Origin of the sequence: Oceaniglobus indicus (assembly GCF_002751875.1) — a bacterium.
Taxonomy (GTDB): Bacteria; Pseudomonadota; Alphaproteobacteria; order Rhodobacterales; family Rhodobacteraceae; genus Oceaniglobus; species Oceaniglobus indicus.
In genome coordinates, this window is record NZ_NMZM01000008.1 from 99,808 (window position 1) to 111,986 (window position 12,179).

The 12,179-nt window shown below is 63.5% G+C and carries 10 protein-coding genes; 7 read left to right on the forward strand and 3 right to left on the reverse strand.

Annotation, left to right across the window (positions count from 1 at the left end; all coding sequences use genetic code 11):
• Position 1: 1 nt before the first annotated feature.
• Positions 2 to 1,051 carry a LacI family DNA-binding transcriptional regulator gene (locus CFP68_RS13375; RefSeq protein WP_099827444.1) on the reverse strand — a complete coding sequence of 350 codons (1,050 nt, stop codon included), beginning with the start codon at positions 1,049 to 1,051 and terminating at the stop codon, positions 2 to 4.
• Between the two features lie 338 nt (positions 1,052 to 1,389).
• On the opposite strand from CFP68_RS13375, the gene CFP68_RS13380 reads away from it, so the two are divergent.
• The 5 genes from CFP68_RS13380 to CFP68_RS13400 all read left to right on the forward strand — a co-directional run bounded on the left by CFP68_RS13380 (position 1,390) and on the right by CFP68_RS13400 (position 7,807).
• Positions 1,390 to 2,742 (forward strand): ABC transporter substrate-binding protein, encoded by a 1,353-nt coding sequence (locus CFP68_RS13380; RefSeq protein WP_206601914.1) that lies wholly within the window; start codon positions 1,390 to 1,392, stop codon positions 2,740 to 2,742.
• A gap of 83 nt (positions 2,743 to 2,825) precedes the next feature.
• Positions 2,826 to 3,806: a carbohydrate ABC transporter permease gene (locus CFP68_RS13385; protein WP_099827446.1), complete on the forward strand. Its 981-nt coding sequence runs from the start codon at positions 2,826 to 2,828 to the stop codon at positions 3,804 to 3,806.
• Between the two features lie 12 nt (positions 3,807 to 3,818).
• Positions 3,819 to 4,982 carry an ABC transporter permease subunit gene (locus CFP68_RS13390; protein ID WP_099827447.1) on the forward strand — a complete coding sequence of 388 codons (1,164 nt, stop codon included), beginning with the start codon at positions 3,819 to 3,821 and terminating at the stop codon, positions 4,980 to 4,982.
• Positions 4,983 to 5,011: 29 nt separating this feature from the next.
• A complete protein-coding gene (locus CFP68_RS13395) occupies positions 5,012 to 6,649 on the forward strand; it encodes an alpha-amylase family glycosyl hydrolase (protein WP_099827448.1) in 1,638 nt (545 codons plus the stop codon).
• A gap of 12 nt (positions 6,650 to 6,661) precedes the next feature.
• A complete protein-coding gene (locus CFP68_RS13400; RefSeq protein WP_099827449.1) occupies positions 6,662 to 7,807 on the forward strand; it encodes an ABC transporter ATP-binding protein in 1,146 nt (381 codons plus the stop codon).
• Between the two features lie 95 nt (positions 7,808 to 7,902).
• Here CFP68_RS13400 and CFP68_RS13405 read toward each other — a convergent pair whose 3' ends face one another.
• Positions 7,903 to 8,907 carry a Fe(3+) ABC transporter substrate-binding protein gene (locus CFP68_RS13405; protein WP_099827450.1) on the reverse strand — a complete coding sequence of 335 codons (1,005 nt, stop codon included), beginning with the start codon at positions 8,905 to 8,907 and terminating at the stop codon, positions 7,903 to 7,905.
• Between the two features lie 75 nt (positions 8,908 to 8,982).
• The gene (gene mazG / locus CFP68_RS13410; RefSeq protein WP_099827451.1) at positions 8,983 to 9,801 is read right to left on the reverse strand and encodes a nucleoside triphosphate pyrophosphohydrolase; all 819 of its coding nucleotides are present in this window, start codon (positions 9,799 to 9,801) and stop codon (positions 8,983 to 8,985) included.
• A 126-nt stretch (positions 9,802 to 9,927) separates the two neighbouring features.
• Here mazG and CFP68_RS13415 point away from each other — a divergent pair, with 126 nt between their 5' ends.
• Both CFP68_RS13415 and speB read left to right on the forward strand, forming a co-directional pair.
• On the forward strand, positions 9,928 to 11,127 hold the full coding sequence (locus tag CFP68_RS13415) for a M20 aminoacylase family protein (protein WP_099827452.1): 1,200 nt from the start codon (positions 9,928 to 9,930) through the stop codon (positions 11,125 to 11,127).
• Positions 11,128 to 11,169: 42 nt separating this feature from the next.
• Positions 11,170 to 12,138: an agmatinase gene (speB, locus tag CFP68_RS13420; protein WP_099827453.1), complete on the forward strand. Its 969-nt coding sequence runs from the start codon at positions 11,170 to 11,172 to the stop codon at positions 12,136 to 12,138.
• The last annotated feature ends 41 nt before the right edge of the window (positions 12,139 to 12,179 follow it).

A 12,179-nucleotide genomic window follows, 5' to 3' on the forward strand; every position in this document is an offset into this window, starting at 1 on the left:
ATCATCCTTGGTGGCGCTTGCGGGGCAGGGGGTGCGCCGGGCCGGTGGACAGACCCAGCGTGAAGACGGCGTCGAGCATCACGTTCTGCGGCCCGAGCGACGGATCGTCGATCACCCGCAACAACAGCGTCGCGGCCGCGCGCCCATGATCGCGGATCGGCGAGCGCAGCGAGGTGAAATCGGGCACGTCACCGCCATTGCGAAAGAACGACATCACGTCGTCATGGGTAATGACCGACAGATCCCGCCCCAGGCGCAGCCCCCGCGCATCGCACGCCCGCCGAACGCCCATCGCCATGATCAGCGACGACACGATGATCGCGGTCGGCGGATCGGCATGGTCCAGTGCGGCGCAGGTCGCCTCGAACCCGTGAAATTCGGTCATCTCGCCGTTGAAGACCAGATCGGGATCGGGCGCGATGCCCGCGGCACGCAAGGCGGCGAACACGCCCTCGCGCCGGCGGCGGGCGAAATCCATGCTGGCGTGCCCGTTGATCAGGGCGATCCGCCGGTGCCCCAGATCGGCCAGAAAGGCCGTGGCCTGGCCAAAGGCGCGACGGTTGTTCATGTCGACCCAGTGGTAATCGGGCGCGGCATCGGCAAAACGGCCATGCACGACGAAGGGCAGGCCGGTCGCGCGCAACTGCTCCAGCACGGCGCGGTCATTGCGCGGCGCGTGAAAGATGATGCCATCGGCCGAGCGGCGCGCGCCCAGATCATGCACCGCCCGCGATCCCGGCGAATCGTCGATCACGCTCAGCATCATGTCATAGCCGCGCTCGGCATAGACTTCGGCGGCGCCGACGAAGAAGTCGTTGAAGATCGGATTGACCATTTCCGCCTTCAGCGAGACGGGAAAGACATGGGCGATGGCCATGGACCGGCCGGTTGCCAGGCCCGCGGCGCGGGTGTTCGGGCGGTAGTTGTGTTCGCGCGCCGCGGCCACGATGCGCGCGCGGGTTGCGGCGCTGACCTCGGGATAGCCGTTCAGCGCGCGGCTGACCGTCGTCTGCGAGACACCGATGATCCGGGCAAGATCGCGAAGGTTCATAAGGCGGGCCAAAGCGCTTTCATCAAGGCCCCGATCCTAGCCAACCGGCAGCGCAGCGTCAAAGGGGGCGATTCCGCGCCGCAGCAATGCGGGTGCAGAATTGATCTTGGATTTCAATGGCTTTTATCGCATGTCTTCCGACTTTGATTTGACACTGAAACGACGATGCGCAAGGGTCGAAGCACTCAAAGCGCTTTGAAATGTCAGGGCGCGGGACTATTTCGTGCCCTGCCGTTCATGGCGTGTCGATACGCCGGACGTGCGCACACTCAGCGGCACGCTGGACCTGGGCAGGCGCGCGGGTTCAGGATGCGCGGAACACTTGGGAGGATACGACCTTGAAAACCATACTCTTCGCAGGCGCGGCCACATTTGCCCTGTCCACGGGCATGACGGCGGCGCAGGATCTGAAATTTCCGGTGGGCGAAGGCGATTTCAACTGGGACAGCTACAACAGCTTCGCCGATGCCAACGACCTGTCGGGAAAATCCATGGACATGACCGGCCCCTGGACCGGTCTGGATGACCAGAACTTCAGCAACGTCATCGCCTATTTCGAGGCGGCCACCGGGGCGAACGTGAACTATTCGGGCTCGGACAGTTTCGAGCAGGACATCGTCATCTCGACCCAGGCGAATTCGGCCCCGAATATCGCCGTTTTCCCCCAGCCGGGCCTGATTTCGGACCTGGCGAAAAAGGGCGTCATCACGCCGCTGGATCCCGAGAACGCCGATTGGATCGCGGAAAACTATGCCGCCGGTCAAAGCTGGGTCGACCTGGCCAGTTTCGAGGGGCCGGACGGCGAAAAGAACCTGTATGCGATGCCGTTCAAGATCGACGTGAAATCGCTGGTCTGGTACGTGCCCGAAGCCTTTGACGAGGCGGGATACGACATTCCCGAAACCATGGAAGACCTCAAGGCGCTGACGCAGCAGATCGCCGATGATGGCGAGACGCCGTGGTGCATCGGTCTGGGATCGGGTGCTGCCACCGGCTGGCCCGCGACCGATTGGGTCGAAGACCTGATGTTGCGCACGCAACCGCCCGAGACCTATGACAAGTGGGTCACGAACGAGATCCCCTTCGACGATCCCGCCGTGGTCGGCGCGATCGAGGAATACGGGTTCTTCGCCCGCAACGACGCCTTCGTGAACGGCGGGTCGTCCGCGGTTGCCAACACCGACTTCCGCGACAGCCCCGGTGGTTTGTTCACCTTCCCGCCGGAATGCTACATGCATCACCAGGCGACCTTCATCCCGACGTTCTTTCCCGAAGGCACCGAAATGGGCGAGGACGTGGATTTCTTCTATTTCCCCGCCTACGCCGAAAAGGACCTGGGCAAGCCGGTGCTGGGTGCGGGCACGATGTTTTCCATCACCAAGGACAGCGATGTGGCGCAGGCCTTCGTCAAGTTTCTGCAAACCCCCATCGCCCACGAGGTCTGGATGGCGCAATCGGGCTTCCTGACGCCGTTCAAGGATGCCAACGTCGACGTCTTCCCGTCCGACACCCAGCGCAACCTGAACGAGATCCTGACCAACGCCACCACTTTCCGCTTTGACGGATCCGACCTGATGCCGGGTGAAATCGGCGCCGGCGCGTTCTGGACCGGGATGGTGGATTACACCACCGGCGCGGATGCGGCCAAGGTGGCCAGCGATATCCAGGACCGCTGGAGCGCGATCAAGTAGACTGCGACACCTGCCTGCGCCGGGCCATCGCCCGGCGCAGGCAGACCCAGATCGAAGTCCGGAGAAACACGAGGAGGGCCGGGATGTCGCCACTGATCCAGGGGTTCATCACAATCGTTGTCGGTGTCGGCGGTTGCATCGGGTATTTCTATTTTTCCAACCTGGTCCTGGACAAGGTGATCTTTCCCGCCAAGGGGCCGAAGGCGGGGCACAACATCAACCGCGCCAACCAGATCCGCCCCTGGCTGTTCCTGTTTCCCGCCATGTTCGCGCTGGGCCTGTATCTGGCCTATCCGGTCGTCGGCTCGTTCCTGCGCTCGCTCTACAACCGCTCGGGGGACGAGTTCATCGGGCTGGGCAATTACGTGCGGCTGTTCGAATCGCCGGATTTCCGCACAGCCTTTTTCAACAATATTCTGTGGGTGATCTTCGTGCCCGCGATGTCGACCTTCTTTGGCCTGCTGGCGGCGCAACTGACGGACAAGATGAAATGGGGCAATATCGCCAAGTCGCTGATCTTCATGCCCATGGCGATCAGCTTTGTCGGCGCCTCGCTGATCTGGAAATTCGTGTATGCCAACGACGCCGACATCGGCCTGATCAACGCGCTGCGCGAGATGTTCGGCGCCGACCGGCCCGTGGACGTGTTGCAGATACCGTTCTGGAACAACTTCTTCCTGATGATCATCCTCGTGTGGATCCAGACCGGGTTTGCCATGGTGATCCTGTCGGCCGCCCTGCGCGGCATCCCGGAAGAAACCATCGAGGCGGCGATTCTGGACGGCGCCAACCCGTTCGAGTTGTTCTTCAAGATCAAGGTGCCGCAGATCATGGGCACCATCGTGGTGGTCTGGACGACGATCACGATCCTGGTGCTGAAGGTGTTCGATATCGTTTACACCATGACCGGTGGAAACTTTAACACTGAAATCCTGCCATCCTACATGATGAAGTTCATGTTCCGCGACGACGGATTGGCGACCGCTGTCGCCTTCGTGATCATGGTCGTGGTCCTGCCGGTGATGATCTGGAACATCGTGCAGGCCCGCAAGGAAATGCGCTGAGGGAGGTTCGACATGGCTGACAAGGACGATGGAATGGCGGGCCAGAAATCGGGCCTGAGCTGGGCGGTCAACATCTCGGTCGTCGTGATGGTGCTGTTGTGGCTGATCCCGACGGTGGGATTGTTCGTGTCGTCGTTCCGCGACCGCGACCAGATTTCGGCCTCGGGTTGGTGGCAGGCGCCGTTCTCGGTCGAACTCAGCTATCGCACGCGGGGCGGGGCGGACGCGGTCGAACAGGGCGGCATCTGGACCGTCACCGGCAACATCTTCGAAACGGATGAGGTCAAGGACAGCTTTGCCGCCGGCGAAAGCACGGTGTCAGCCTTTGGCGATTCAGGGCGTGCGCCGGGCCAATACCCCGCCGGCACCACGGCCGAGATCGGCGACGGCGAAACCCTGACGGTGAACGCCGACGGGTCCTATGCCTATACCTCGGCGGAAGACCCCGGAAACCGGGGGCCGCGGATCTATTTCATCGCCGAAACACCGCCCGAGTTCACCCTTGCCAACTATCGCCAGGTGCTGACTGCCGACAACATGGACCGCGCGTTCATCAACACCCTGACCGTGACGATCCCCGCGACGATCATCCCGATCCTGATCGCGGCCTTCGCGGCCTATGCCCTGGCCTGGATGGATTTTCCGGGACGTGGCCTGCTGATCGCCGCTGTCGTGGGGCTGCTGGTGGTGCCGCTGCAACTGGCGCTGGTGCCGCTCTTGAACCTGCACAATTCCATCGGCATCGGGCAGAGCTTCATGGGGATATGGCTGGCCCATACCGGGTTCGGTCTGCCCCTGGCGGTCTATCTGCTGCGCAACTACATGGTAGGGCTGCCGCGCGACATCATCGAGAGCGCCAAGGTCGACGGCGCCACCGATTTCCAGCTTTTCGTGCGGATCATCCTGCCGTTGTCGTTCCCGGCACTGGCCGCCTTCGCCATCTTCCAGTTCCTGTGGACGTGGAACGATCTGCTGGTCGCCAAGGTGTTCCTGCCCTCCGACGATGCGTCGAAGGTGATGACGGTGAAGATCGCCGATGACCTTCTGGGATCGCGCGGCGGTGACTGGGGCATCCTGGCGACCGCCGCCTTCGTGTCCATCGCGGTGCCGCTGGTGGTGTTCTTCACGATGCAGCGGTTCCTGGTGCGTGGCCTGCTGGCCGGATCGGTAAAATAGGAATGGACGTACATGACCGGAATACCAGGATGAGTGATACCGCGATCGACAAGGACTGGTGGCGGGGGGCTGTGATCTATCAGATCTATCCGCGCAGCTTTCAAGACAGCAACAACGACGGCGTCGGTGATCTGGCCGGCATCATCCACCGGCTGCCCCATGTGGCAAACCTGGGGGCCGATGCGATCTGGATTTCGCCATTCTTCCGCTCGCCCATGCTGGATTTCGGCTATGATGTGTCCGATTACCGCGATGTCGATCCGATGTTCGGCACCCTCGGGGATTTCGACGCGCTGGTGCAGCGCGCCCATGATCTGGGCCTGAAGGTGCTGATCGACCTCGTGCTGTCCCACACCGCCGAGGCGCACCCCTGGTTCAGCGAAAGCCGGTCGTCGCGCGACAACCCCAAGGCCGACTGGTATGTCTGGGCCGACGCGAAACCCGATGGCACGCCCCCCAACAACTGGCTGTCGATCTTCGGCGGCTCGGCCTGGGAATGGGACGGCGAGCGGATGCAGTATTACCTGCACAACTTCCTGGCCGAACAGCCCGATCTGAACTTCCATTGCCCCGCGGTGCAGGACGAGTTGCTTGAGGTGGCGCGCTATTGGCTGGACCGGGGGGTGGACGGATTCCGCCTCGATACCGTCAATTTCTACGTTCATGACAAGGAATTGCGCGACAATCCCCCGCTGGCCGCCGAAGACCGCAACGAAAACACCGCGCCGGCCGTGAACCCCTATAACTTTCAGGACCACCTGCACGACAAGACGCAGCCGGAGAACCTGGATTTCCTGCGCCGCCTGCGCGCGGTGATGGAGGAATATCCCGCCATCACCTCGGTCGGAGAAGTGGGGGAATCGCAACGCGGCATGCAGGTGCAGCGCGATTATACCGCCGGTGACGACCTGCTGCACATGGCCTATGATTTCGACTTTCTCGGCACCGTTTATCCGTCCGGTTCGCGCATCAGGGACGTGCTGGAACGGTTCGACCGCATCGTGACCGAAGGCTGGGCCTGCTGGGCCTTTTCCAACCACGACGTCGTGCGCCACGCCAGCCGGTTCGACCTGTCCGAAGATGCACGCAAGCTTTATGCCGCCGTGCTGATGTGCATGAAGGGCACGATCTGTCTGTACCAGGGCGAGGAACTGGGCCTGCGCGAGGCTTACGTCGCCTATGAGGATCTGCAGGACCCTTACGGCAAGCGGTTCTGGCCGAAATTTAAGGGCCGCGACGGGTGCCGCACGCCGATGCCCTGGGTGCGCGACAACACCCATGGCGGATTTTCCGATGCCAAGCCGTGGCTGCCCGTCGCGGTCGAACATCTGGAACGCGCGGTGGCGGTGCAGGACGTCGATCCGGCGTCGACCCTGGCCTTTTACCGCGCAATGATCGCGTTTCGCAAAACCCACCTGCCGCTGATCAAGGGCGATCTGGACGTGATCGAGGCGACCGACGACATGCTGGTCCTGATCCGCGCGCACGATGGTGAACAGGTGCTTTGCGCCTTCAACCTGACCGATGGCGTCCAGGATTTGCACCTGCCGCCCGGTGACTGGCGCCAGGACAAGGCCGCCCCCTTCACCACCGACACCACCGCCGGGACCATCCGCCTGCCGCCCTGGCAGGGATATTTCGCCACCCTGGCCAAAGACAACGACTGACGGGAGAAACCGATGGCAGACCTACTTTTGACCGATGTCGCCAAGACCTATGGCGGAACGGTGGACGTTCTGAAGAACATCAACCTCGACATCAAGAAGGGCGAGCTGATCGTTTTTGTCGGGCCGTCTGGATGTGGCAAATCCACGTTGCTCAGGATGATCGCCGGGCTTGAGAAGATCACCTCGGGCGAATTGCAGATCGACGGACAGGTGGTGAACGATGTGCCCCCGGCCCAGCGCGGCATCGCCATGGTGTTCCAGTCCTACGCGCTCTATCCGCACATGACCGTGCGCGACAACATGGCCTTTGCCCTGAAGATCGCCAAGAAAAGCAAGGACGAGATCGACGCCGCCATCGACAAGGCCGCGAAGATCCTGCAACTCGGCCCGTATCTCGACCGGCTGCCAAAGGCGCTGTCGGGCGGGCAACGCCAGCGGGTTGCCATCGGGCGGTCGATCGTGCGCGATCCCAAGGTGTATCTGTTCGACGAACCGCTGTCGAACCTCGACGCCGCGCTGCGGGTGGCCACCCGGATCGAGATCGCGCAGCTGAAGGAACAGATGCCGGAGTCGACCATGATCTATGTCACTCACGACCAGGTCGAGGCGATGACCCTGGCCACCCGGATCGTGGTTCTGGCGGGCGGTGGCATCGCACAGGTCGGCGCGCCGCTGACGCTGTATGAAAAGCCCGAGAACGAGTTTGTCGCGCAGTTCATCGGCTCGCCCGCGATGAACCTGCTGCCTGGCAAGATCATTGGAACCGGGGAGCAGACCACCATCGAAATGGAGGGCGGCGGGCGCGCGGTGTCGGATTATCCGTCTCAGCAATCGGACATGGACGCCAAGGTGAATGTCGGCGTGCGCCCCGAAGACATGGTCGGCACCGAGGGCGACGATTACATCTTCAGCGGCACCGTCGACATCACCGAGGCGCTGGGCGAGGTGACCATCCTGTATTTCGAAAAGGGCGGCGCCGAGGAGCCGGTGATCGCCAAACTGTCCGGCATCCACGGCAACCTGCGCGGCCGCGATGTCAGGCTGGGGACCACGCCCGACAAGGTGCATGTGTTCATGAAGGGCGAATCGCTGCTGTATCGTGCAGGTGGCCTGACGAAAACCGCCACCACATCGAACTTCGGCAACTCCAAACATTGATGTCCCGCCCCTGGCGCTACTGACACCGAGCCACGAAAAACCCCGCCCGCGGCTGTTGCCGGGGCGGGGCGGGGGTGCGCAAGGCGCGGCCCTGATCAGCCGTCGAAATCCACGCGCTCGACGATTTTCAGCGCTTCGGCGCGATGGGCGGCGATATCGGTCAGGCTGGTGTCATCCGGCGTGATCTCGCCCCAGCTTTGCACCAGATCCGAGGGCGGGGTTTCGGGGTCCGACGGGTATTCGTTCACCACATCGGCATAGATCTTCTGCGCCTCGTGGGATGCGAGATATTCCATGAACGCCTTGGCCGCGTCGGGGTTGGGGGCGGAAGCCGCCATGGCGACGCCCGAGATGTTGACGTGGGTGCCCGAGCCATCCTCGAACGTCGGAAACTCGATGCGAACCGAGTTGGCCCATTGCGTCTGCTCGGGGTCCTTCAGCATCGCGCCCATGTAATAGGTGTTGCCAAGGGCGATGTCGCATTCGCCGGCCCAGATCGATTTGACCTGCTCGCGGTCGCCGCCGGCGGGTTGCTTGGCCAGGTTTGCCTTGACGCCCTTCAGCCACTCCTCGGCCGCTTCGGCGCCGTCGTGTTCGATCACGGCCGACAGCAGACCCAGGGTATAGACATGGGTGCCCGAGCGGGTGCAGATGCGGCCCTTCCACTTGGGATCCGCCAGATCCTCATAGGTGGTGATGGCGCCCTCGGCGACCCGGTCTTTCGAGGCATAGACGATGCGCGCGCGATAGGTGACGCCGAACCAGTGGTTGTCGGAATCGCGCAGGGCGGCGGGAATGTTGTTGGTCAGCACGTCGGATTCGACCGGCTGGGTCACGCCGGCTTCCTTGGCTTCGGACAGCCGCGAGATGTCGACGGTCAGGATGATGTCGGCGGGCGAACGTTCGCCTTCCGCCTTCAGACGCTCGGTCAGGCCCTTGTTGATGAAGGCGACGTTGGTCTCGATGCCGGTCTTTTCGGTGAAACCGTCCAGCAGCGGCTGAATCAGTTCGGGCTGGCGATAGGAATAGATATTCACCTCGTCCGCGAAGGCGGGAGCGGCAAGCGCGATGATCGAAGTGGCAAGGGTGAGTGTTCGCATGTCGGTATGACCTCCGGGTTATTCCGGGGCCATATTCCTGACTGAAACGCTCGGGTCAATACCTGATTTAAACGATCAGCCTTTTCGCTCGGCGATTTTTGCCCGGTCCCACAGGGCATCCATTTCGGCCAGGTCCGAGTCGGCCGGCCGGCGTCCGTCCTGTGCCAGCCTGTCCTCTATCCATTTGAAGCGGCGGGTGAATTTCGCGTTGGTGCCGCGCAGCGCCGTTTCGGGATCGACGCCGAGGTGGCGCGCAAGGTTTACCATCACGAACAGCAGGTCGCCCATTTCATCGGTCACCGCCGCCTGTGACATGCTGGCGCGCGCCTCGGTCAGTTCGCGCGCCTCCTCGATCAACTTGTCCAGAACCTGCGCGGTGTCGGGCCAGTCGAATCCGACCCGCGCCGCGCGCCTTTGTAGCTTTTCCGCCCGCATCAGCGCCGGCAGGCCAAGGGCCACGCCATCCAGCGTGCCGGTTTCGCGGCGCGCCGCGCGTTCGGTGGCCTTCTGCGCCTCCCAATCGCGGGTCTGCTGTTCGGCGGATTTGCGGTTCGAGGCATCGCCGAAGACATGGGGATGGCGCGCGATCATCTTGTCGGTGATCGTCACGGCGATGTCATCGAAATCGAACAAGCCAGCATCCTCGGCCATCTGGCCGTGATAGACCGCCTGGAACAGCAGATCACCCAGTTCGGATTTCAGATCGCCCCAATCCTGACGCTCGATCGCATCGGCAACCTCGTGCGCTTCCTCGATGGTATAGGGGGCGATGGTTTCAAAGGTCTGTTCGACGTCCCAGGGGCATCCGGTCTCGGGATCGCGCAATCGGCGCATGACCTCGCGCAGGCGGGCGATGCCGGGGGGAAAGGTGAAGATCGGATCGGTGTCGGACATGGCGGCGCCTCGTGTCTGGAACGGGCGGAATATCGGTCAGCGCGGCGATGAAGTCCACCTTGCGCCCTTGCGCTTGTCCGGGGCAGGTGGAACGATGCCGCCGAACCACCTGAAGGATACCGCGTCATGCCGGTCATCAACCGCATCGCCGATTACGCCGAGGATATGCGAACCTGGCGCCATTGGCTGCACCGGCACCCCGAACTGGGCTTTGCGCTGCACCGGACCGCCGGTTTCGTGGCCGAGAGGTTGCGCGCGTTCGGCGTTGACGAGATTCACGAGGGGATCGCCACCACAGGCATCGTCGCCCTCATCAACGGTCGGGGCGAGGGGCCGACCATCGGCTTGCGCGCCGACATGGATGCGTTGCCGATCCAGGAACTCAGCGGCGTCGATCACGCCAGCGAGACCCCCGGTGTCATGCATGCCTGCGGCCACGACGGCCACACCACGATGCTTCTGGGGGCCGCGCGCTATCTGGCCGAGACGCGCAATTTCAGCGGTCGCGTCGCGCTGATCTTCCAGCCGGCCGAGGAAGACGGAGCCGGCGGCGACGTGATGGTGAAGGCGGGCATCATGGAGCGTTTCGCCATCGCCCGCGTGTTCGGCATGCACAACGCTCCCGAAAATCCCGCGGGCCATTTCGCCGTCGCTCCGGGCCCGGTCATGGCGGGCACGGCGGAATTTCACGTCACGGTGACGGGCAATGGCGGCCACGGTGCCATGCCGCACACCTGCATTGATCCGATTCCGCCGCTGATCGCCATGGTTCAGGCGTTCGACACCATCGTGTCACGCTCGAACAAGCCGACCGACGACCTGGTGATCTCGGTCACGCAACTGAACGCGGGCAGTGCCACCAATGTGATTCCCGGTGTGGCGACCTTCGCCGGCACGGTGCGGGCCTTTGATGCGGGCGTGATCGACATGGTCGAACGCCGCATGGGCGAGGTGGTCGCAGGTGTCGCCGCGGCCTTCGGCGTCGGTGCGGATCTGGTTTATGACCGTGGCTATCCGCCCACGATCAACGATCCGGACGCCGCCGCCCTTGCCGCCTTGGTCGCCAGCGACGTGGTGGGCGCCGCACGCGTCGGCCCCGGCGAGCCGGTCATGGGGGCCGAGGATTTTGCCTATATGCTGGCGGCGCGGCCTGGCGCGTACCTGTTCCTCGGGCAGGGGGACACGCCGTTCTGTCACCATCCGGCCTATGATTTCAACGATGCGATCGCGCCGGTCGGCGCGTCGTTCTTCGCCCGGCTGGTCGAGGTTGCGCAACCGCGCACCGGGCAGGGCAGCGGCGCGGACGGGAGCCTCCGGCGGGAGTAGTTATGGCAAGAAAAAACGCAGGTTGCGTGAAAGTGGGGATGCGTGGCGCTTGAGGATGCAAAAAACGAGGTGGACGGGGCGTTCACCCGCAAGGACCGGCGCGGGCTGTCGTTCGAGAATGCCTTTGGCGGCGCGGTATCGTTCCTGCGGCGGCAGTATTCCAAGGATCTGACGGGTGTCGATCTGGCCGTGACGGGCGTGCCGTTCGATCAGGCGGTGACCCATCGCCCCGGTGCGCGGTTCGGCCCCCGGGCGATCCGCGAGGCGTCGTGTCTGCAACCCTATGATCCGCCCTATGGCTGGGGGTTCGATCCGCTGTCGGAACTGTCGATTGTCGATTATGGCGATGTGGCGTTCGATTACGCCGATGTCGCGGGGTTTCCCGGTGTGCTGGAGGCACATATCGCCGGAATCCTTGCGGCCGGTGCCGGGACCGTGACCCTGGGGGGCGATCACTTCATCACCTTGCCGATCCTGCGCGCCCATGCCGCCGTTCACGGCCCGCTGTCGGTGGTGCAGTTCGATGCCCACTCGGACCTTTGGGCCGACGATGACATGGCGCGGATCGACCACGGCACGTTCATGTACAAGGCGGTGAAGCTGGGGCTGGTGGATCCCGCACGCTCGGTCCAGATCGGCATCCGCACGGAATGTGACGATTATCTCGGGATGCACGTGATCGATGCGCCTGCGGTCCATGCCCTGGGCCCGGCGGGCGTGGCCGCGCGGGTGAAGGAAATCGTGGGCGAGGCCAAGACGTATGTGACGTTCGACATCGACGGGCTGGACCCGGCGTTCGCACCGGGAACCGGCACGCCGGTCTGGGGTGGGCTGGCAAGCTGGCAGGCCGCGGGCATCCTGCGGGGGATGGCGGGCATTGACCTGGTCGGCGGCGACGTGGTCGAAGTCGCGCCGTCCTATGACACCACCGGCGCCACCGCGGTCGCCGCGGCCCATGTGGCGATGGAGTTGATCTGCCTTTATGGCTGGACGCGGCGGCGCGGCCCATGAGATCGGCCGGACGTCCAGGAACCGCTGCGGCGCCATGGGGC

Coding starts and splice junctions, on each gene's coding strand:
- CFP68_RS13400 (WP_099827449.1), top strand. CDS start 6,662: ATGGCAGACCTACTTTTGACCGATGTCGCCAAGACCTATGGCGGAACG.
- CFP68_RS13385 (WP_099827446.1), top strand. CDS start 2,826: ATGTCGCCACTGATCCAGGGGTTCATCACAATCGTTGTCGGTGTCGGC.
- mazG (WP_099827451.1), bottom strand. CDS start 9,801: ATGTCCGACACCGATCCGATCTTCACCTTTCCCCCCGGCATCGCCCGC.
- CFP68_RS13405 (WP_099827450.1), bottom strand. CDS start 8,907: ATGCGAACACTCACCCTTGCCACTTCGATCATCGCGCTTGCCGCTCCC.
- CFP68_RS13390 (WP_099827447.1), top strand. CDS start 3,819: ATGGCTGACAAGGACGATGGAATGGCGGGCCAGAAATCGGGCCTGAGC.
- CFP68_RS13395 (WP_099827448.1), top strand. CDS start 5,012: ATGAGTGATACCGCGATCGACAAGGACTGGTGGCGGGGGGCTGTGATC.
- CFP68_RS13375 (WP_099827444.1), bottom strand. CDS start 1,051: ATGAACCTTCGCGATCTTGCCCGGATCATCGGTGTCTCGCAGACGACG.
- CFP68_RS13415 (WP_099827452.1), top strand. CDS start 9,928: ATGCCGGTCATCAACCGCATCGCCGATTACGCCGAGGATATGCGAACC.